Origin of the sequence: Streptomyces sp., assembly GCF_019510245.1 — a bacterium.
In the GTDB taxonomy this organism is placed as follows: Bacteria; Actinomycetota; Actinomycetes; order Streptomycetales; family Streptomycetaceae; genus Streptomyces.
Window position 1 is genome coordinate 57178 of record NZ_JAEKKT010000193.1, and the last position, 19467, is coordinate 76644.

Annotated in this window: 14 protein-coding genes and 1 riboswitch; of the genes, 8 read left to right on the forward strand and 6 right to left on the reverse strand. The window is 73.9% G+C overall.

Going from position 1 to position 19467, the window contains the following annotated elements; translation table 11 throughout:
- Positions 1-395 precede the first annotated feature (395 nt).
- Positions 396-749: a hypothetical protein gene (locus JF597_RS39125; protein WP_294008089.1), complete on the forward strand. Its 354-nt coding sequence runs from the start codon at positions 396-398 to the stop codon at positions 747-749.
- A gap of 12 nt (positions 750-761) precedes the next feature.
- Here the strand turns inward: JF597_RS39125 and JF597_RS39130 are convergent, their stop codons facing one another.
- Both JF597_RS39130 and JF597_RS39135 read right to left on the reverse strand, forming a co-directional pair.
- A complete protein-coding gene (locus tag JF597_RS39130) occupies positions 762-1730 on the reverse strand; it encodes a tellurite resistance/C4-dicarboxylate transporter family protein (RefSeq protein ID WP_294008090.1) in 969 nt (322 codons plus the stop codon).
- 228 nt (positions 1731-1958) lie between these two features.
- Complete coding sequence (locus tag JF597_RS39135; protein ID WP_294008092.1) at positions 1959-3107, reverse strand: C40 family peptidase; 1149 nt, start codon at positions 3105-3107, stop codon at positions 1959-1961.
- 7 nt (positions 3108-3114) lie between these two features.
- A riboswitch (cyclic di-AMP (ydaO/yuaA leader) is annotated at positions 3115-3289 on the reverse strand.
- Positions 3290-3599: 310 nt separating this feature from the next.
- Between JF597_RS39135 and pcrA the strand changes: the two genes are divergently transcribed.
- Positions 3600-6086: a DNA helicase PcrA gene (gene pcrA / locus JF597_RS39140; protein WP_294008094.1), complete on the forward strand. Its 2487-nt coding sequence runs from the start codon at positions 3600-3602 to the stop codon at positions 6084-6086.
- 84 nt (positions 6087-6170) lie between these two features.
- Here pcrA and JF597_RS39145 read toward each other — a convergent pair whose 3' ends face one another.
- Together JF597_RS39145 and JF597_RS39150 are read right to left on the reverse strand one after the other, a co-directional pair.
- The gene (locus JF597_RS39145; protein WP_294008095.1) at positions 6171-7703 is read right to left on the reverse strand and encodes a M23 family metallopeptidase; all 1533 of its coding nucleotides are present in this window, start codon (positions 7701-7703) and stop codon (positions 6171-6173) included.
- A 242-nt stretch (positions 7704-7945) separates the two neighbouring features.
- Positions 7946-8812, reverse strand: coding sequence for an alpha/beta fold hydrolase (locus tag JF597_RS39150; RefSeq protein WP_294008097.1), 867 nt, complete (start codon positions 8810-8812; stop codon positions 7946-7948).
- Between the two features lie 327 nt (positions 8813-9139).
- On the opposite strand from JF597_RS39150, the gene JF597_RS39155 reads away from it, so the two are divergent.
- A complete protein-coding gene (locus JF597_RS39155; RefSeq protein WP_294008099.1) occupies positions 9140-9556 on the forward strand; it encodes a cobalamin B12-binding domain-containing protein in 417 nt (138 codons plus the stop codon).
- 143 nt (positions 9557-9699) lie between these two features.
- Here the strand turns inward: JF597_RS39155 and JF597_RS39160 are convergent, their stop codons facing one another.
- Complete coding sequence (locus tag JF597_RS39160; protein WP_294008100.1) at positions 9700-11292, reverse strand: DUF5691 domain-containing protein; 1593 nt, start codon at positions 11290-11292, stop codon at positions 9700-9702.
- A 112-nt stretch (positions 11293-11404) separates the two neighbouring features.
- A complete protein-coding gene (locus JF597_RS39165) occupies positions 11405-12760 on the reverse strand; it encodes an SWIM zinc finger family protein (protein ID WP_294008102.1) in 1356 nt (451 codons plus the stop codon).
- A gap of 132 nt (positions 12761-12892) precedes the next feature.
- Between JF597_RS39165 and JF597_RS39170 the strand changes: the two genes are divergently transcribed.
- The 5 genes from JF597_RS39170 (at position 12893) to JF597_RS39190 (ending at position 19320) form a co-directional block, all read left to right on the forward strand.
- Positions 12893-14011: an AAA family ATPase gene (locus JF597_RS39170; RefSeq protein WP_294008104.1), complete on the forward strand. Its 1119-nt coding sequence runs from the start codon at positions 12893-12895 to the stop codon at positions 14009-14011.
- Entirely contained in the window at positions 14008-16413 is a 2406-nt protein-coding gene (locus tag JF597_RS39175) for a DUF5682 family protein (RefSeq protein ID WP_294008106.1), read from the forward strand. Before JF597_RS39170 ends, JF597_RS39175 begins: the two co-directional genes overlap by 4 nt.
- A complete protein-coding gene (locus tag JF597_RS39180) occupies positions 16410-17606 on the forward strand; it encodes a VWA domain-containing protein (RefSeq protein WP_294008108.1) in 1197 nt (398 codons plus the stop codon). Before JF597_RS39175 ends, JF597_RS39180 begins: the two co-directional genes overlap by 4 nt.
- A 236-nt stretch (positions 17607-17842) precedes the next feature.
- Positions 17843-18730: a hypothetical protein gene (locus JF597_RS39185; RefSeq protein WP_294008110.1), complete on the forward strand. Its 888-nt coding sequence runs from the start codon at positions 17843-17845 to the stop codon at positions 18728-18730.
- A 233-nt stretch (positions 18731-18963) separates the two neighbouring features.
- Positions 18964-19320 (forward strand): hypothetical protein, encoded by a 357-nt coding sequence (locus JF597_RS39190; protein ID WP_294008112.1) that lies wholly within the window; start codon positions 18964-18966, stop codon positions 19318-19320.
- Positions 19321-19467: the final 147 nt, after the last annotated feature.

Consider the following 19467-nt stretch of genomic DNA (forward strand, 5'->3'; position numbering starts at 1 on the left):
GGAGTGCGGTTGCGCGTCCGGCGGCGGCCCGCCACAGGGGGAGCGGGCCGCCGCCGGACCTTCTCGGCGGTGGTGTCCGACTGCCGCCCCTGGCCCGGGCGGCGGTGGGGAGTCGGTCACCTGGGGGAGGACGCTAGGCCCGGGCGTGTCGGCTTGGTAACGCGATGCGCGGAATTGGCGTGACCGGATCGTTACCCGACGGTATGTGAACGGGATTCCAGTCCGGAGTCGTCGGCTTCGCGGGGCGGGATGACCGAAGCGGTGGTTCCGCGGCTGATGGGGGACGCAGGGTGCTATGGGGTGCATATATGCGGGGGCGGCGGGCTGAGGGCGGGGACGCCGGGGGAGGGGCCGGTGGCCGGTGCCCCGGCGGCCCCTGATTAGGCTCCGGGGCCATGGACGTACTCATCCATCTCTTCGTCGGCCTGCACATCATCGGCATCGCCGCGCTCCTCGGCGGCTTCCTCACCCAGATGAAGGCGATGGGCCAGGGCACGGCCCGGTTCGTCCCCGGGATGCTGCACGGCGCGTTCACCATGCTCGCGACCGGCGTGGTCCTGGTCGGTCTCAACGAGGCCGACGACCACCACGTCAACACCATCAAGATCGGCGTGAAGCTCGCCCTGCTGATCGTGATCCTCGGGCTCGTCTACGTGAAGCGGGACGACGAGAAGGTCGAGAAGGGTGCCTTCGGCCTGGTGGGCCTGCTCACGACGGTGAACATCTTCATCGCCGTCCTGTGGACCTGATCCACGGCCTCCTCAGCGGGCCCTCCTGAGGGCCGCGCGGGCGTCCGCCGCCGCACCGGCCGCCACCGCCAGCCAGGCCGCCACCGTGACCCACACGAGCATCCGGCCGGGCCACTTCAGCCACGCGCCGCCGACGGCGGCCGCGACCGACAGGGTCGCCGTCGCCGTCATCCCCATCGGGAACACCGTCGCCCAGCGGCGCACGTCGTAACGCGGCCGGGGCCACGCCACCTCCGCGGCCAGCAGCACGACGTACCAGGCCAGGCCCAGGACCAGCAGCGCCACCGTCACCGCGGTGAGGACGCCGCGGTCGTCGTCGTTCCACAGGTACAGCCGCGCACTGTCGGCGGCCAGCAGCCGCGCCCCGGCCAGCGCCGAGATCGCGAGGGCACCGCCCGCCACCCACTGGTCGCCGGGCCCCTGGGCGATCTGCCGCCACTCGAACCGGGGCACGGCGAGCCCGTACATCGCCAGCCCCAGCCAGAAGAGGACCAGCGAGAGGTGCGCGAGCCACGCCGTGGTCACCGCCGCCGCCAGCGTCGCACCCAGCAGGGCCGGCCCCTGCGTGGCCACACAGGCCAGGAACACCGTGCCGGGCATCCGCGGCTTCCAGTGCCGCACGACGAGGATCAGCAACGGCAGCCACAGCACCACCGACAGCGCCAGCAGGGCCTCGGCCAGCGTCTGCCACCCGAGCGCCGAGAACCGCGTCCCCAGCACCGTCGTCGCCGCCACGGCGGTGAGCGCGCCCGGTGTCCGCGCCTCCTGCGCCCACCGCCGGCGATCGCGCGCCAGCCGTACGACGAAGTCCGCGGCCAGCGCCACCCACATGACGCAGGTCAGCACCAGCGCCGCCCGGGACAGGGTCTCCGCGGCCGCCAGGTGCAGCCCCACCGACACGATGCCGGTGGCCATCACGGCGGCCCCGGCCGCCGGCGGACGCTGCGCCCACCAGGCGCTGAGGGGGGATCGACCGGACATGCCCCCTGATGCTAGGGAGAGCCGGCCGCCGTAGGGGCGGGGCACGCGCGCGTACGGCCCGAAAACCGCGCCGACCGCGCGAACCGTACGGTCGCGGCGGACAGGAGTGCGGGCGGCTGCGGGGGAGCGGCTGCGGGTACGTGGCGGGAGGCGGGCGCCGCGGTGCGTGCGGGCCGGCGGAGAGCAGCGGGCGGGGGCGCCCCTGGCGTGCCGAGCGCCCCCGTCGGGTCAGGCCGGGCGCACCACGCTGTGGATGATCGACTCGCCGCCGTAGTAGATCGACTCCTCGCGGACGTAGGCGCCGGGCTTCGGGGCGTGGATCATCATGCCGTCGCCGATGTAGATGCCGACGTGGCTGACGTCGTCGTAGAAGAAGACCAGGTCGCCCGGCCGGGCGTCGGCGAGGGAGACGGTGGTGCCGGCGTTCACCTGGTCGTAGGTGGTGCGCGGCAGGGAGACGCCCGCGGCCTTCCAGGCGGCCTGGGAGAGCCCGGAGCAGTCGTAGGAGCCGGGGCCGGTGGCGCCCCAGACGTACGGTTTGCCGATCTGCGCCCGGGCGAAGGCGATCGCCTTGTCGGCCTTCGTGGCGTAGGCGGAGGAGGAGCCGCTCGACGTGCCGGAAGCGGGGCTGCCCGACGCGGCGGACGACGACGTCCCCTGGTCGGCCGCCGCGGCCTGCTGTTTCGCCAGTTCCGCCGCCTTGCGGTCCGCCGCTTCCTGCCGCTGCTTCTCGAGCGCCGCCAGCCGGGCCTTCTCCGCGGCGGTCAGCTGCGACAGCAGCTCCCGCGCGGAGGCCAGCTTCGCCCGCACCGTGGTCTTGGCGGTCTTGAGGTCGTCCTGCGTCTCGGTGAACGTCTCGAGGCTCTGGGTGGCCTCCTGCCGCTTCCTCATGGTCGCGGACTGCTGGGTGACGTAGTCGTCGACCGCGCCCTTCTGGCGCGCGGTCAGGCGGCTCATCAGCTGGTCCTGGTCGAAGTAGCCCTGGGGGGTGTCCGCGAGCAGGAAGGTCGCCGTGTCGGGAACGCTCGCCCCGGTCCGGTACTGGGCCGCGGCGAACGAACCCAGTGCCTCGCGCGCCTTGTTGAGCCGGTCGGTGCGTCTGGCGACGTCGTCGAGCAGGGTGTCGACCTGCTTGCGCTGCCTGCCGGTCCGCTCCTTGGCGGCGTTGTACTTCTCGGTCGCCGACTCCGCCTGCCGGTACAGGGCGTCGACCTTCTTCTCGACCTCCTCCAGGCTCGGCTTGCCGTCCTCGGAGGGTGCGGCCTCGGCCGTCTGGGAGAACAGGGCCATGGAGGTGAGGGCGGCGGTGGCCAGGGCGGGGGTGCGTATGCCTGCCGCGCGCGTTCCTGACGGCCGGGACTTGCGATGCGACGCCAACGGGGGCGACTCCTTCCAGCGGTCCGCCTACCGAGTTAGCTGTCGGGTTCGGGCGGGTGGTTCGGAAGGGTTGCCCTACGGTCCGTTCCCCGGAGGGGAGTCGGGACCGATTCACCCCGGGATCGGTGTGGGTCCCCGGCTCCGGATGCGCGGTGGCGCCCCGGACTCGGCGGAGGCCGTGCGGCCCGGCGACGTTCGCCGGTGGGGGTCGTACGGCCTGCCCGGCACGCTAGCCAACTCGTGTGGGCCCTGTGAAGTTTGATGTGCGATATGCCCGATACATTTTCGTGACCTCGGTGTGGGGACTTGTTCAGACAGGGTGATCTGCGACTTATGGGTGACCTGCCCGGAAGGATCAAGGGGTTCGGGGTGGCGTTCACGGCTGTGTGGCGTGCGTCGACCGGCCGTCACCGAGGGGATCTGTTCGGTTACGGGGGTGAGTTTTCGGGGCGGGGGCCGGTTGTCGGTGGGGCGCCCTAGACTCGGAGAGCGATGAGCAGCCTCTTTGACGACAGCTTCCTGGCGAGCCTCCAGGCCCCCCGCGGCCATGACGAGGAACCTCCGCCGCCGCCCGAGGACGAGCACGCTCCGGAGTCGGTTCCGGACGACCTGTTCGACGGGAAGTTCGACGTGCCCCCGGACCGGGACGCCTACTACCGCGACGGCGCCCCCCGCCCGGCCCTGGACCCGGCAGCACTCCTGGAGGGGCTCAACGACAACCAGCGGGCGGCCGTGGTGCACGCGGGCTCCCCGCTGCTCATCGTGGCCGGCGCCGGTTCCGGCAAGACGCGCGTGCTCACTCACCGCATCGCCCACCTGCTCGGCGCGCGTCAGGTGCACCCGGGCCAGATCCTCGCGATCACCTTCACCAACAAGGCCGCGGGCGAGATGAAGGAGCGGGTCGAGCACCTCGTCGGCCCGCGCGCGAACGCGATGTGGGTGATGACCTTCCACAGCGCCTGCGTGCGGATCCTGCGCAGGGAGAGCAAGAAGCTCGGCTTCACCTCCTCCTTCTCGATCTACGACGCGGCCGACTCCAAGCGCCTGATGGCCCTCGTCTGCCGCGACCTGGACCTCGACCCCAAGCGCTTCCCGCCGAAGTCGTTCAGCGCCCAGGTCAGCAACCTCAAGAACGAGCTGGTCGACGAGGAGGACTTCGCCGCCCGGGCGAGCGACGGCTTCGAGAAGACCCTCGCCCAGGCCTACGCCCTCTACCAGTCGCGGCTGCGCGAGGCGAACGCCCTCGACTTCGACGACCTGATCATGACGACGGTCAACCTGCTGCGCGCCTTCCCGGACGTCGCCGAGCACTACCGCCGCCGCTTCCGGCACGTCCTGGTCGACGAGTACCAGGACACCAACCACGCCCAGTACGCGCTCGTGCGCGAGCTGGTCGGCACCGGCGCACCCCAGGCGGACACCCCGCCCGGCGAGCACGACCTGCCCCCCGCCGAGCTCTGCGTCGTCGGCGACGCCGTCCAGTCGATCTACGCCTTCCGGGGCGCCACGATCCGCAACATCCTCCAGTTCGAGGAGGACTACCCGAACGCGACGACGATCCTCCTGGAGCAGAACTACCGCTCCACCCAGACGATCCTCTCCGCCGCCAACGCGGTCATCGAGCGCAACGAGTCCCGCCGCCCGAAGAACCTGTGGACCAATGCGGGCGCAGGCGCGCAGATCACCGGCTACGTCGCCGACACCGAGCACGACGAGGCGCAGTTCGTCGCCGAGGAGATAGACCGTCTGACGGACGCGGGCGAGGCGAAGGCGGGCGATGTCGCCGTCTTCTACCGCACCAACGCGCAGTCCCGCGTCTTCGAGGAGATCTTCATCCGGGTCGGCCTGCCCTACAAGGTGGTCGGCGGCGTCCGCTTCTACGAGCGCAAGGAGGTCCGGGACGTCCTGGCCTACCTGCGGGTGCTGGCCAACCCGGAGGACTCGGTCCCGCTCCGGCGCATCCTCAACGTCCCCAAGCGCGGTATCGGCGACCGCGCGGAGGCGATGATCGACGCCCTCGCCCAGCGGGAGAAGATCAGCTTCCCGCAGGCGCTCAAGCGGGTCGACGAGGCGTACGGCATGGCCGCGCGGTCGACGAACGCGGTCAAGCGGTTCAACACGCTGATGGAGGACCTCCGCACGGTCGTGGAGTCCGGCGCCGGACCCGCCACGGTCCTGGAGGCGATCTACGAACGCACGGGCTACCTGGCCGAGTTGCAGAGCTCGACGGACCCGCAGGACGAGACCCGCATCGAGAACCTCCAGGAACTCGCCTCCGTGGCACTGGAGTTCGAGCAGGAGTCCGGCGAGGGCGAGCAGCCGGGCGGGCTCGCCGACTTCCTGGAGCGGGTGGCCCTGGTCGCCGACTCCGACCAGATCCCCGACGAGGACGAGAACGGCGACGGCGTCATCACCCTGATGACCCTGCACACCGCCAAGGGCCTTGAGTTCCCGGTGGTGTTCCTGACCGGTATGGAGGACGGCGTCTTCCCGCACATGCGCGCCCTCGGCCAGACCAAGGAGCTGGAGGAGGAACGGCGCCTCGCCTACGTCGGCATCACGCGCGCGCGGGAGCGGCTGTACCTCACGCGGTCGGCGATGCGCAGTGCCTGGGGCCAGCCGTCGTACAACCCGCCCTCGCGCTTTTTGGAGGAGATCCCGGGCGCCTATCTGGAGTGGAAGCGGACCGGGGCGATGGCGCCGGTCTCCTCCGGGCCCGCCGCGGGCGTGGCGGCCTCGCTCTCCTCGACCCGCTCGCGCTCCTCGGCGTCGGGTGCGTCCGGCTTCGCCACCCGGCGGACCTCGGAGAAGCCGGTGGTCTCGCTGGCGGTCGGCGACCGGGTCACCCACGACCAGTTCGGCCTCGGCACGGTCGTCGGAGTGAAGGGCACGGGCGGCAACGCGGAGGCGACGATCGACTTCGGCGACGCCAAGCCGAAGCGGCTGCTCCTTCGGTACGCGCCGGTGGAGAAGCTCTAGGCGACAGGGCGCAGGGGGAGAAGGCGCAGGGGAGAAGGCCCCGTACCGGGCCCCGCCGCGGCGGGGCCGCCGGAACCGGCCGGGTCAGGTCGGGTCGAGTCCGTGGCTGCGCAGCCACGGCAGCGGGTCTATGGCGGCGCCGCCGGCCGGCCTGACCTCGAAGTGCAGGTGCGGACCGGTCGAGTTGCCGGAGTTCCCGCTGTACGCGATCGGGTCGCCGGCCTTCACCGTCGTACCGGCGGCGACGCGGTACGACGAGAGGTGGCAGTACCACGTCTCCGTGCCGTCCTTCGCCGTCACGATCATCATGTTGCCGTAGGCGCTGTTCCACTTGGTGGAGACGACGCCGTCGGTCGCGGCCATCACCGTCGTGCCGTAGGAGACGGGGAAGTCGATGCCCGTGTGGACGGACATCCAGTTGACGCCGGCCTGGCCGAAATAGGCGCTGAGGCCCTTCTGCGTGACCGGCAGCACGTACTTCGGGCGCAGCCGCTCCTTGCGGGCCGCCTCCGCCGCCGCCTTCTTCTTCTCGGTCTCCTGCTGGGCCTTGAGGTCGATGCGCTCCTGCGTCCGGCTGGCCCGGTCGGCGAAGTCGTCGGCGCCCGCCGAGAGCGTCCTCAGCTGGGCGTCCAGCTTGCTGTTGGCGGCGGACGGCTTCACCGACTGCACGTCGGAGGCGGAGGCGGAGGCGGTGGTGTCCTTGCCGTCGTCGGTCAGGCTGCCGACCGAGGCGGCCGCGATCCCGGCGACCCCCATCACGCACACCGAGGGCACGGCGACGGTCAGCAGCGCGGACCGCTTGGGGGGCGTACGGCGGCGGGAACGCGCCCCCGCGCGGGTGCCGGCGCGAGTCGCCGCGGGCGGGGCCGGGGTGACCTCTTCCTGGTCCTCCAGCAGTGGCGTTCCTGCAGGCAGTTCCCCGGTCGCGGCGACCTCCGTGCCGTCCTGGGCGTCCGCGGAGGACTCCCCGAACCCGTCGTGCGCGCCGTACTCCCCGTACTCCGCCTGTTCTCCGTACTCCGCCTGCTCCCCGTACTGCCCGTGCTCCGCCTGCTCCCCGTGCTCGTCGAAGTCCGCGTACGGCTCGTGCTGTTGCCCGTGCCCGTGCTCGGGGGCCTGCGCCGGGGTGCCGTCGGAGTTCCACTGGGTGGCGTCGTACGCGCCGGTGTCGAAGGCCTGGGTGCCCCACTCCCACTGCTGGGTCGCACCGGCCATGCCCGGCTGGTCGGGCTGGAGCCAGGCGTTCGCGTCCCAGTGGCCGCTGGTGTCGGCGGCCGTGCCCTGCGCCGGGACGGTCCACGCGGTGCTGTCGTAGGCGCCGGAGTCGTAGGCGGCGTGGTGCTGGGCCGCGTACGGGTCGTAGTTCAGCGTGTGGCCGCCGGAAGTCTGCCACTGCGTGGTGTCGTACGCCCCGGTGGCCTGGCCCTCGCCGGGAAGGCTGCCGAAGAGCGGGTCGCTGTGGAAAGCGGTGCCGGTTCCGGTGGCGGTGTGGTCGCCGTACGTGGTGAAGTCGCCGTACTGGGCTTCCTGGGTGCCGTACGACGCGTAGTGCGCCTGGTCGGCGTCGGAAGCCGGGGCCGGGGTGGTCATGGTCCCCGACGGGTGACGGTCGTTCACCAACTTCTCTTTCGCCTCGACAACAGGGGCTGCCAGAGCAGTGCGGCGACTGTACCCGGCGGTATGCGGGCGCGACAATCTTCAACAGGTTTCGCTGTTTCGGTAAACGGGCATTCGGTCGTGTTTCGGGGGACGACGGGCGCGGGTTTGGCCTTGTGTTCGAGGAGTGTTCGAGGTGAGGGGTGGTCCTCGGCGGTCCTCGGAGGCCCCCGGCGGCCCCCGAAGGGCTCTCCAGTACTCCCTCAGGCCACCGTCAGTCCGCCCGCGACCCGCTCCTCCGGATGTGTTTCGTCGAGGGCCTGCCGTATACCGGTCGCGACCGCCGGGTGGACGGGCAGGGCGAGGTGGCCGATCCCGGTCACCCGCACGTTCGTCGCCATCAGGTCCGGGTGGTCGATGCGAGCCGTCTCCACCGGCTCCATCAGCGAGTCGAGGTCGCTCCAGAAGCTCACGAACCGGGTACGGCAGCCGGGCGCGGGCCGGGTCAGCTCCTCGATGACCTCCGAGCCGGGGCGCATCTGCCGCACGATCGGGTGCGCGTCCGCCAGCGGCGCCACCCGGGTGCCGGAGTGCGGGGTGCCGAGCGTCACCAACGTGCGGACGCGCAGGTCACCGCCGAGGCACTGGACGTAGTAGCGCGCGATCAGCCCGCCGAGGCTGTGCCCGACGACGTCGACCCGGCCGCTGCCGGTGCGCTCGCAGATCTCCTCGATGTGCCGGCCGAGAAGTTCGGCGGCGGTGCGGATGTCGCAGGTCAGCGGCGAGTAGTTGAGCGACTCGACGCGCTGGCCGCCGTGCTGGGCGAGGGTGCGGCGCAGCAGGACGAAGACCGAGCGGTTGTCGATGAAGCCGTGCAGCAGGACGACCGGCGGGGCCGCCCGGACCGGCAGCCGGGCCGTGCCGTCGGGCTCCGCGGACGGTGCGGGCGGTACGGCCGGCCGGCGCTCGGGGGTGAGGCCGGTCGGGTAGAGCAGCAGGTGCCCGGCCAGGATCGCGGCCTCCAGGGCGGTCGACTTCAGGAGGGCGAGCGAGAGACCGGCGAGTCTGCTCGGCAGGAAGCGGCGGCAGAACGGGAGAAAGGGCTCCAGTAGTACCTCGGTGACCTTCATCGGCCGACCTCCTGTCGGCACGCCGAGGACAGCTCCGTCCCCCGTGTGCCCTCATGGGGAGACCGGGCGAAGGCAGCGGGGGCGGCGGGGGTGCGACGACGTGCCGTGTCGCGTGCCCCGTACCGTCCCCGCGGACCACGCTGCGGCTCCCTGACGTGTCCCGCTGTGTGTGATTTCCCCCTCTGTAACCTCCCCGAAACTGCCGGGTGCGGGATGCTGGAGATAACGTTCGTTCACTTGAGGTGGGTGGCGGAACGCGCCGAATGTGCGGTACTTCTCGGTACGCATGGATGGTGGCGTGTTCGTTTCGTGGGCATGGAGGCAGTGATGGGTGTGGCAGCCGGTCCGATCCGCGTGGTGGTGGCCAAACCGGGGCTCGACGGCCACGACCGCGGGGCCAAGGTCATCGCGCGGGCGCTGCGCGACGGAGGCATGGAGGTCATCTACACCGGGCTCCACCAGACGCCGGAGCAGATCGTCGACACGGCCATCCAGGAGGACGCCGACGCCATCGGCCTCTCCATCCTCTCCGGCGCCCACAACACCCTCTTCGCCGCGGTCATCGACCTCCTCAAGGAGCGTGACGCCGAGGACATCCTCGTCTTCGGCGGCGGCATCATCCCCGAGGACGACATCGCCCCCCTCAAGGAGAAGGGCGTCGCCGCGATCTTCACGCCGGGGGCGACGACGGCGTCGATCGTGGAGTGGGTCCGGGAGAACGTACGGCAGCCGACCCAGGCGTAGGCCGCGTTCGCGGGGTGCCGACTTCGTGGTCCGGCGTCGTGTGTGGGGTGCGGGTCGGTGGGGGCTGGTCGCTCAGTTCATCCCCCAGCCTTCGGCCGGGGATACCCCCAGCGCCCCCTTCGGGGCGCCGTTGCTCGCGTTTCTTAGGGGGTGCGGTCGTCGAGCTCCGCGAGCATCGCCGCCCGCAGTCCCAGGGTCGTCACCAGGCGTTGGAAGGCCTCTGCCCAGTAGCCGCCGGCTCCCGGTGCGGCGTCCTCGCGTTCGTCCGGGACCGCGAGGAGTGCGTCCAGGCGGCCGGCCTCCGCGGGATCCAGGCAGCGCTCGGCCAGGCCCATCACCCCGCTGAAGCTCCACGGGTAACTCCCGGCGTCCCGCGCGATGTCGAGGGCGTCGACCACGGACCGGCCGAGCGGCGCGGACCACGGTACGGCGCACACGCCGAGCAGCTGGAACGCCTCCGACAGGCCGTGCGCCGCGATGAAACCGGCCACCCAGCCGGCCCGCTCCCCGTCCTCCAGCGTGCCCAGCAGCTTGGCCCGCTCGGCCAGGGACACCGCGCCCGGGCCGCCCGCCTCCGGTGCCCCCGGCACCCCGAGCAGCGCTCTCGCCCACTCGGCGTCCCCCTGCCGTACGGCGGCCCGGCACCAGGCCGCGTGCAGCTCGCCCTGCCACCCGTCCGCCACCGCCAGCGCCACGATCTCCCGGGGCGTACGGCCGCCGAGCCGGGCGGGCCACGTGGAGAGCGGGGCCGCCTCCACCAACTGCCCGAGCCACCACGACCGTTCGCCGCGTCCGGTGGGCGGTTTGGCCACGACCCCGTCGCGCTCCATCCCCGGGTCGCACTCCGGCGGTGCCTCCACCGCGATCACCGGTCCGTCCCCGGTGTGGTCGACCGCCACGCATGCCCCGGCCCGCACCGCCATCCGCCCGGCGAGCGCCGAGGCGGGCAGCGCGGACAGCAGTTCGGCCGCCGTGGTCCGCACGTTACGGCTGCGGTCCGACAGCGCCTGCTCCAGGAACGGCTCGTCCCCGGCGGCCAGTCCCGTGCGCAGCGAGTCGAGGAACATCAGCCGGTCCTCGGCCCGCTCCGTCGCCCAGGTCCCGGCCAGCAGCTCGCGCGCCGCCTCTGGCGAACGGGCCCGCAGCGCGGCCAGCAGGGCGACCCGCTCGGCGAACAGACCCTCCTGCCACAGCTGCCGTATCGCGTCGGTGTCCTCGGGACCGGGCAGGGCCGCACCGCCGCCCGGGGCCGCGCGCAGGGCGAACCGCCAGTCCTGGTTGAGCCGGGCCAGCCACAGGGCGCGCGGTCCGGCGAAGGCCAGCGCGGCGGGCCGCAGGTCGGTACGGCCCCGGGCCGCGTCCAGCAGGGCGGGCAGCGCCTGCGGGGGCGCGGCGAACCCGCGTGCGTTGGCCGCCGCGAGCCACTGCGGCAGCAGCTCCATCAGGTCGGGCGAGGTGCCCCGGCGGCCACCGGCCGCGGTGCCGGGACGGTCGGACAGCAGCATCGCCAGCCTGCGTGCCGCGGCGGCCGGCAGCGCGGGGCGCGGGTCTTCGGGGGCCGGTTCCGGGCGGCGCGCGGCCGGCGCCGGACGCAGCCCGGCCCGCCGGCGTACGGCTGCCAAGGCCGCCTCGTCCAGCAGGGCCACCGGGGCCTCACGGCCCGGTGCGTCGGCCGCGGGCGGACGCCGGTCCGTGCCCAGCAGGGCCGTGGTGACGAGATCCTCCCAAGCGGTCACGGGGTTCCCCTTCCACGAGTTCCACGAGTTCCACGAGTTCCACGAGATCCAGGAGTTCTGCGGGTTCTTCGGGTCCTACGGGTCCTGCGAGCCGGCTCGGGTGCCGGCCGGGTCAGCACAGCGGTACCGCCTCGCCCGCTTCCTCCGGCCAGGCCGTCAGCGGGGTGAAGCCGCGGTGGCCGCACTCGCCGAAGACCGTGACCGGGGCGCCGCCCGAGAGCGCGACCAGCCGCCACAGACCCGGTCCGGAACGCGCCCCGGGAGCAAGGGGCAGCGCCGACTCGCCCTCCGCGTCCGCCAGTTGCCAGGAGTCGCCGTCCGGGACCGGCACCACCCGGCCGAGCGTCACCGGCACCGAATCCAGCCATGGGTCGTCGCGCAGTGCCGCCCCGTACCCGGCCGCCGCCCGTGCCGTCGGTACGCCCGGCGGCCGTGCCGGCAGGGGCGCGGGAGCGGCGAACCGCTCACCCAGCGCCGCCCGGTACTGACCCGCGCCCGGATAGGCGGACAGCTCCGCGTCCAGCGCGAGGCCGACCGGCAGCGCCAGCTCGGGGGCGCGGCCGGCCGCGCCGTAGGAGAGGAGCAGCGCCGTACGGCCCGAGTCGGCGCCGTGCAGCCAGATCCGGCGGGTCGTCAGCTTCGAGTCCGCCGTGTCGTACTGGGCGAGGACCAGCCAGCGGTCGCGCACCGGCGGGCCGTCCGCCGGCGCGGGCAGGCCGACCCGGGAGCGGACCGTGGCCGCGAGACCCGCCGGGAGCCGGTCGCGGCGCAGCCAGCCCTGGTCGAGGAGATGCAGCAGCGCGCACTCCTCGAGCAGCCGCACCGGCCAGCCCGGTCCGGAGCCCGGTATCGCCCCCAGCTCCCGCACCCGCGCGGCCAGTCCGGGAGCCTGGGCGTCGACCATGCGGGCCGCCGTCTCCTCCCACAACCCGTACCCCGCCTGCTCCGCCGCGGCCAGGCCGCCGCGCAGCAGGTCGGACAGCCGCTGCTCCAGCTCCGTGGCGCCCGCCGTGACCCGCTCGGCCCGCTGCTCCACCCGACGCCGGGCCGCCGCGGGATCAGCCGCGGCCGGGGAACTCCCGGTGCCCGCCGCCCGTTTCCCCTCCGCGCGCTCGCGTCTGCCCGCGATCCACTGCTCGGCCCAGTCCGGCGGCCGCTGCGCCGCCGGCACCGAGTCGCCCCCGCCGGCCCAGAGCAGCAGCAGGCCGAGGGCGTGCTTGCAGGGGAACTTCCGGCTCGGGCAACTGCACTTGTAGGCGGGACCCGCCGGGTCGGCGATGTCCACGATCGTCTGGTACGGCTTGCTGCCGCTGCCCTTGCACAGTCCCCATACCGTCCCCTCCTCGCAACTCCCGGCCCCGGACCACGGCCCCGCCGCTCCGAGCCTGCTTCCCGCTGTGCGTGACGCGGCGTCAGGCGCCAGGGCCAGCACCTGGTCCGCGCTCCAGCGCACCCCCTGCTGAGTCATGCCACCGAAGGTAGATCCCGCCACTGACAATCGCCCCGACGGGCGCGTCTGCGCAGGTCAGAGCGATTGTCAGTGGCGTGGTGCACGGTGGACACCAGATCCGAACCGGCCGAGCTGGAGGGGGCCTCAGCCATGACTGTGTCCGTGGAACCGACCGACCCGACGACCGTCGAGAGCGCACTGCGACCGCACGCCGAGCACGCCTTCGCCGCCGAACTCGCGGCACTGGCCGCGCAGGACGACCGGCCGCGCCCGGCCCGCTGGAAGCTGTCGCCGTGGGCGGTGGCCACCTATCTGCTCGGCGGCACCCTGCCGGACGGCACGGTGATCACGCCGAAGTACGTCGGCCCGCGCCGCATCGTCGAGGTCGCCGTCACCACCCTCGCCACCGACCGCGCCCTGCTCCTGCTCGGCGTGCCCGGCACCGCCAAGACCTGGGTCTCCGAGCACCTGGCCGCCGCCGTCAGCGGCGACTCGACCCTGCTGGTGCAGGGCACGGCCGGCACCCCGGAGGAGGCGATCCGCTACGGCTGGAACTACGCGCAGCTGCTCGCCCACGGCCCGAGCCGGGACGCCCTCGTGCCCAGCCCCGTCATGCGGGCCATGGCGGAGGGCATGACGGCCAGGGTCGAGGAGCTCACCCGGATCCCCGCCGACGTCCAGGACACGCTGATCACGATCCTGTCCGAGAAGACCCTGCCGATCCCCGAGCTGGGCCAGGAGGTGCAGGCGGTCCGCGGCTTCAACCTGATCGCCACCGCCAACGACCGCGACCGGGGTGTCAACGAGCTCTCCAGCGCCCTGCGCCGCCGCTTCAACACCGTGGTGCTGCCACTGCCGGAGAGCCCGGACGCCGAGGTCGACATCGTCGCGCGCCGCGTCGACCAGCTCGGCCGCTCCCTGGAGCTGCCGGCCGTGCCCGACGGCATCGAGGAGATCCGCCGTGTCGTCACCGTCTTCCGCGAGCTGCGCGCCGGCGTCACCACCGACGGCCGCACCAGGATCAAGTCGCCGAGCGGCACGCTCTCCACGGCCGAGGCGATCTCCGTCGTCACGGGCGGCCTCGCCCTGGCGGCCCACTTCGGGGACGGCGTGCTGCGCGCCGGTGACGTCGCGGCCGGCATCCTCGGCGCGGTCGTCCGCGACCCGGCCGCCGACCGGGTCGTCTGGCAGGAGTACCTGGAGACGGTCGTCCGCGAGCGGGACGGCTGGAAGGACTTCTACCGCGCCTGCCGCGAGGTGAGCGCGTGAGCGACGACACGGCGTGGCGGCGGTCGCCCGGCCCCGGACCGCTGCTGCTGGGGGTACGGCACCACGGGCCCGGCTCCGCGCGGGCGGTACGGGCCGCGCTGGACGCCGCCCGGCCGCGGGCGGTGCTGATCGAGGGGCCGCCCGAGGCCGACTCGCTGGTCCCGCTCGCCGCCGACCCGGAGATGCGGCCACCGGTCGCGCTCCTCGCGCACGCCGTGGACGAGCCCGGCCGCTCGGCGTTCTGGCCGCTGGCCGACTTCAGCCCCGAGTGGGTGGCGCTCCGCTGGGCCCTGGAGCACGGGGCCCCGGCCCGCTTCATCGACCTGCCGGCGACGCACATGCTGGCCTGGGAGCGGCGGGAGGACCCGTGCGAACCGGACGACGGACCCGGCGCCGGGCAGCGGCAGGTCCGCGTCGACCCCCTCGCCGCGCTCGCCGAGGCCGCCGGTCACGACGATCCCGAGCGCTGGTGGGAGGACGTCGTCGAGCACCGCGGCGGGGCCGGGGAGCGGGACGTGTTCGCGCCGTTCGCAGCGGTGGCGGAGGCGATGGGTGCGCTGCGCGAGACGTACGGGGGCGGTGGCCGCGACCGGGATGCCGTGCGCGAGGCCCACATGCGGCTCCGGCTGCGCGCCGCACAGCGGGAGTTCGGGGAGCAGGTCGCGGTGGTGTGCGGGGCGTGGCACGTGCCGGCGCTGGGCGCGAAGACCACCGTCGCCGCCGACCGCGAACTGCTGAAGGGACTCCCCAAGGTCAAGGCGGACATGACCTGGGTGCCGTGGACGAACCGCAGGCTGGCCCGGGCGAGCGGCTACGGCGCGGGCATCGACTCGCCGGGCTGGTACGGCCACCTGTTCCGCGCCCCGGACCGACCGGTGGAGCGGTGGCTCACCAAGGTGGCCGGACTGCTCCGAGAGGAGGACCGGATCGTCTCCTCGGCCCATGTCATCGAGGCGGTGCGGCTGGCCGAGACGCTCGCGGTGATGCGCGGCCGCCCGCTGCCCGGCCTCGGGGAGACGACCGACGCGGTGCGGGCGGTGCTCTGCGAGGGCTCCGACGTCCCGCTGGCGCTGGTGCACGACCGGCTGGTGGTCGGGGACGTGCTGGGGGAGGTGCCGGAGGCGGCGCCCGCGGTGCCGTTGCAGCGGGACCTGGCCCGGGAGCAGCGCAGGCTCAGGCTGAAGCCGGAGGCGCTGGAGCGGGAGCTGGAGCTGGACCTGCGCAAGGAGGGCGACGCCGGGCGCAGCCGGCTGCTGCACAGGCTGCGGCTGCTCGGTGTCGGATGGGGGGAGCCCGCGCAGTCGCGGGGAAGCACGGGCACGTTCCGGGAGACGTGGCGGCTGCGCTGGGAGCCGGAGCTGTCGGTGCGGGTGGCCGAGGCCGGGGTGTGGGGGACGACCGTCGAGGGCGCGGCGACGGCCAGGGCCGAGGCCGACGCGGTGCAGGCGAGTGCCCTCGCCGACGTCACCGGGCTCGCCGAGCACTGCCTGCTCGCCGGGCTGCCGGACGCGCTGCCGGTGGTGATGCGGGTGCTCGCCGACCGGGCCGCGCTGGACACGGACGTCGGCCGGCTCGCCCAGGCCCTGCCGGCCCTGGTCCGCTCCCTGCGCTACGGCGACGTGCGGGGCACCGACACCCAGGCGCTCGCAGGGGTCGCCGCGGGTCTCGCCGAGCGGGTCTTCGTCGGGCTGCCGCCGGCCTGCGCCGCCCTCGACGCGGACGCGGCCGACGAGATGCGCGGCCATGTGGACGCGGTGCACACGGCGGTGGGACTGCTCGGGGAGGCGGCGCAGGCCGGATCCGGCCACTCGGACCTCCGCCTCCGCTGGCGGGCCGTGCTGCGCACGCTCTCCGGGCGGGACACCGTGCCCGGCGTGCTGCGCGGGCGGGCCGTGCGGATCCTGCTGGACGAGGGGGAGCTGGAGCCGCAGGAGGCGGCGCGGCTGATGGGGCTGGTGCTCTCGCCGGGAACCCCGCCGGCGGACGCGGCCGCCTGGATCGAGGGGTTCGTCGGCGGGAGCGGCGGCGGCGGGATGCTGCTGGTGCACGACGAGCGGCTGCTCGGCCTGGTCGACGCCTGGCTGACCGGGGTGCCGGCGGAGGCGTTCACCGACGTGCTGCCGCTGCTGCGCCGGACGTTCTCGGTGTACGAGCCCGGGGTGCGCCGGACCATCGGCGAACTGGTGCGCCGTGGCCCGGGGGAGCGGCCGCGGGGCGCGGGGCAGGCCGCCGGGACACCGGGTTTCGGCGCCGAGCCGGACGCCGCGCGCGCCGACGCCGTGCTGCCGGTGCTGCGGCTGCTGCTCGGCCTCGACGAACTCGATGCGGCGGAGGACACGGCGCAAGAGGCGGCGCTGGGCGCGGCGGATCCCGACAACGACCTTGTGGAGGCGGGGAGATGACACCGGACGACACGGACGCAGATGCCGGCAGCGGCACCGGGTCCGCTGATCCCGCGCACGAGCGGCTGCGGCGGTGGCGGCTGGTGCTCGGGGGCGAGGCCGCCGACGGGACCGGGTGTGCGCTGTCGGGGCGGGACGCGGCGATGGACGGGACGCTGGCCGCGCTCTACGGGAAGGGGGACAGGGCGCAGTCGGGGCGGGAGCGTTCGGCGGGGCTCGGGGCCTCGGCGCCCTCGGTGGCGCGCTGGCTCGGCGACATCCGGACGTACTTTCCGTCCTCCGTCGTGCAGGTCATGCAGCGTGACGCCATCGACCGGCTCGGGCTGGCCGCGCTGCTGCTCGAACCGGAGATGCTGGAGGCGGTGGAGGCGGACGTGCACCTGGTCGGCACCCTGCTCTCGCTCAACAAGGCGATGCCGGAGACGACGAAGGAGACGGCCCGGGCGGTGGTCCGCAAGGTCGTCGACGACCTGGAGAAGCGGCTGGCCACCCGCACCCGGGCCACCCTCACCGGCGCCCTCGACCGCAGCGCCCGCATCAGCCGCCCGCGCCACCACGACATCGACTGGCACCGCACCATCGCGGCCAACCTCAAGCACTACCTGCCCGAGTACCGGACGGTGGTGCCGGAGCGGCTCGTCGGGTACGGGCGGGCGTCGCAGTCGGTGAAGAAGGAGGTGGTGCTCTGCATCGACCAGTCCGGGTCGATGGCGGCCTCGGTGGTGTACGCGTCGGTGTTCGGGGCGGTCCTGGCGTCCATGCGGTCGATCGACACCCGGCTCGTCGTCTTCGACACCGCGGTGGTCGACCTCACGGACCAGCTGGACGATCCGGTGGACGTCCTGTTCGGCACCCAGCTCGGCGGCGGCACGGACATCAACCGGGCGCTGGCGTACTGCCAGTCGCAGATCACCCGGCCTTCGGAGACCGTCGTCGTCCTCATCAGCGACCTCTACGAGGGCGGGATACGGAACGAGATGCTGAAGCGGGTCGCGGCGATGAAGGCGTCGGGCGTCCAGTTCGTCGCGCTGCTCGCGCTGTCCGACGAGGGCGCGCCGGCGTACGACCGGGAGCACGCGGCGGCGCTCGCGGCGCTGGGGGCACCGGCGTTCGCGTGTACGCCGGACCTCTTCCCCGAGGTGATGGCGGCGGCGATCGAGAAGCGGCCGATCCCGGTGCCGGACACCGTGTGACGACCGTGCCGGATGGGTGACTTGTCGACTCGACGATGTCCGCGCCGTCGCCAAAAGGGACATGAGTACCCATCGGTAACGGGGGGCTTGCGCACCCTCGGGAGTCCCGTGCAAGGATCGAAGTCTCCACTGGTCTTTCACCGGCCTTCACGCCGTTGGACCTTTTCTGCTCTGTTCCGCCGCACGGGAGGACCCTCCCCGTCTTGACCTCGCCAGCAGTTCTGTCCGGTGCCGTCGTGCGCGTGTCGCGTACGGCGCCGGGACGGCGTGCGCTGCAACTGGCGCTGCTGGTCGGCGGAGTGCTCGCGCTCGCTCTCCTCTGCGGGCAGCGGGCGCAGGCGGCCGAGGGGGCGCCGTCGGCACCGTCGCCGGCGCCGTCGTTGACGTCGGTGGTGACGGCGACGGTGACGGCGAACCAGGAGCCCCCGCTGCCGGACGTGCTGACGCCGCATCGGGAGCCGGGGGCGGCGCGGAAGCCCGTCGTCGGGGCCGTGCCGGTGGTGGACGGCGTCGGCGAGGTCGTCCGGTCCGTGACCGGCACGGTGGGCGACACGGTGACCAGGACCGTGACCTCTCCCGTCGTGACGGCTTTGACCGAGACGCTCACCGAGACGGTGCGGCAGGTGACGGAGCTGCCCGCGGTGCCGGTGGTGCAGCTGCCGGAGGTTCCCGTCGTCTCCGACCCGCCGGCCGGGTCGGAACCGGCCCCGGTGACGCCGGCGCCCGGCCCCACGCAGGCGCAGCCGCGGACACCCGTCACGCATGACGCGGGGCACGAGAAGCCCCGTACGCAAGCCGCGACGGAAGCGGCGGCGGCCACCGCCGCGTCGTACGGGCCGCGGAGCACCGCCGCCGTGACCTTCACGTCCGGCAGGGAGCCGCACACCGGCACCCACCGTGCCGGCCGCGCCACCGGCGCGCCCGCCCACCCCGCGCCCGCCGGTGACCCGGACGGCGCGCTGGGCAAGTCGGCGGTGGACGGTGCTGCCTCCCGGCACACTGACGCACACGCCGTGACCTTCGCCGACCGGGCGCCGCTCAGCCTCGTGCCCGGTGCCGCCGCGCGGCTCGACGCGGCCGGGACCCGGGACAGGTACCGGGACATCCCCCTCTTCCCCGGCTAGGGCCGGCGACCCCCCTTCCCCGCCACTGACCTGTCGCGCGGGGGCGGAACAGGTCTGCCCGCCCGCCCGGACCCTCGCGGTCCCCCTCCGGACTCCGTGAGCACGTCTCGGTACCCCTGCCGAGCGCTCCGGGCGGCGATGTCCCCAGCCGCGCTTCCGATTCCCACCGGAAGCTCTCCCGGCTCCGTGCACGCGTGGAGAGCGCGCCGGAGCCCCGAAGGACTGACGCACGAATGAACGAGTACATCGGCCGTTCCATGGTCACAGCCGCCGGCGGCACCTGGGCGGGGGCGTTCGGCCGGCCCGCGGCGGCCGCCGCCGAAGAGCCGCCCGCCGTGTCGGGCCGCGCGGGCCGGATCCGCGGTGCCCAGGCCATCCAGGGCGCCCGTGCGGCCCGTGCCGCGTCGGCCACGGCACGGGCGCAGGCCACCGCCCGAGCGCACGCCCAGGCCCTCCAGCACCGCGCCGCGGCCATGCTCACGGACACCGCCCCCGGCCACCACCACCTCCCCTCGCCCTACGCCTCGCCCGCTCCCTCGGCCGTCACCTCGGTCACCTCCGTCACCCCGGAGGCCGGCCGCGGGGCGTAGGCCCGTGTGACCGGCTCTCCCTGCGACTCCGTGGGCGGCGCGGTGCGGACGGCCGAACGCCGTCGGTCCGTCCGGCCGGAATCCCACGGTTCGGGCCGGCTCTCTCCCCTGGGGCGGGGGGCGGCCGCCCGGCCCGAGGACCGGAAG

Excerpts from the sequence above, each read along its gene's own strand:
- JF597_RS39125 (WP_294008089.1), top strand. The coding sequence starts at position 396 with ATGGACGTACTCATCCATCTCTTCGTCGGCCTGCACATCATCGGCATC.
- JF597_RS39190 (WP_294008112.1), top strand. The coding sequence starts at position 18,964 with ATGAACGAGTACATCGGCCGTTCCATGGTCACAGCCGCCGGCGGCACC.
- JF597_RS39130 (WP_294008090.1), bottom strand. The coding sequence starts at position 1,730 with ATGTCCGGTCGATCCCCCCTCAGCGCCTGGTGGGCGCAGCGTCCGCCG.
- JF597_RS39150 (WP_294008097.1), bottom strand. The coding sequence starts at position 8,812 with ATGAAGGTCACCGAGGTACTACTGGAGCCCTTTCTCCCGTTCTGCCGC.
- pcrA (WP_294008094.1), top strand. The coding sequence starts at position 3,600 with ATGAGCAGCCTCTTTGACGACAGCTTCCTGGCGAGCCTCCAGGCCCCC.
- JF597_RS39170 (WP_294008104.1), top strand. The coding sequence starts at position 12,893 with ATGACTGTGTCCGTGGAACCGACCGACCCGACGACCGTCGAGAGCGCA.
- JF597_RS39180 (WP_294008108.1), top strand. The coding sequence starts at position 16,410 with ATGACACCGGACGACACGGACGCAGATGCCGGCAGCGGCACCGGGTCC.
- JF597_RS39165 (WP_294008102.1), bottom strand. The coding sequence starts at position 12,760 with ATGACTCAGCAGGGGGTGCGCTGGAGCGCGGACCAGGTGCTGGCCCTG.
- JF597_RS39155 (WP_294008099.1), top strand. The coding sequence starts at position 9,140 with ATGGGTGTGGCAGCCGGTCCGATCCGCGTGGTGGTGGCCAAACCGGGG.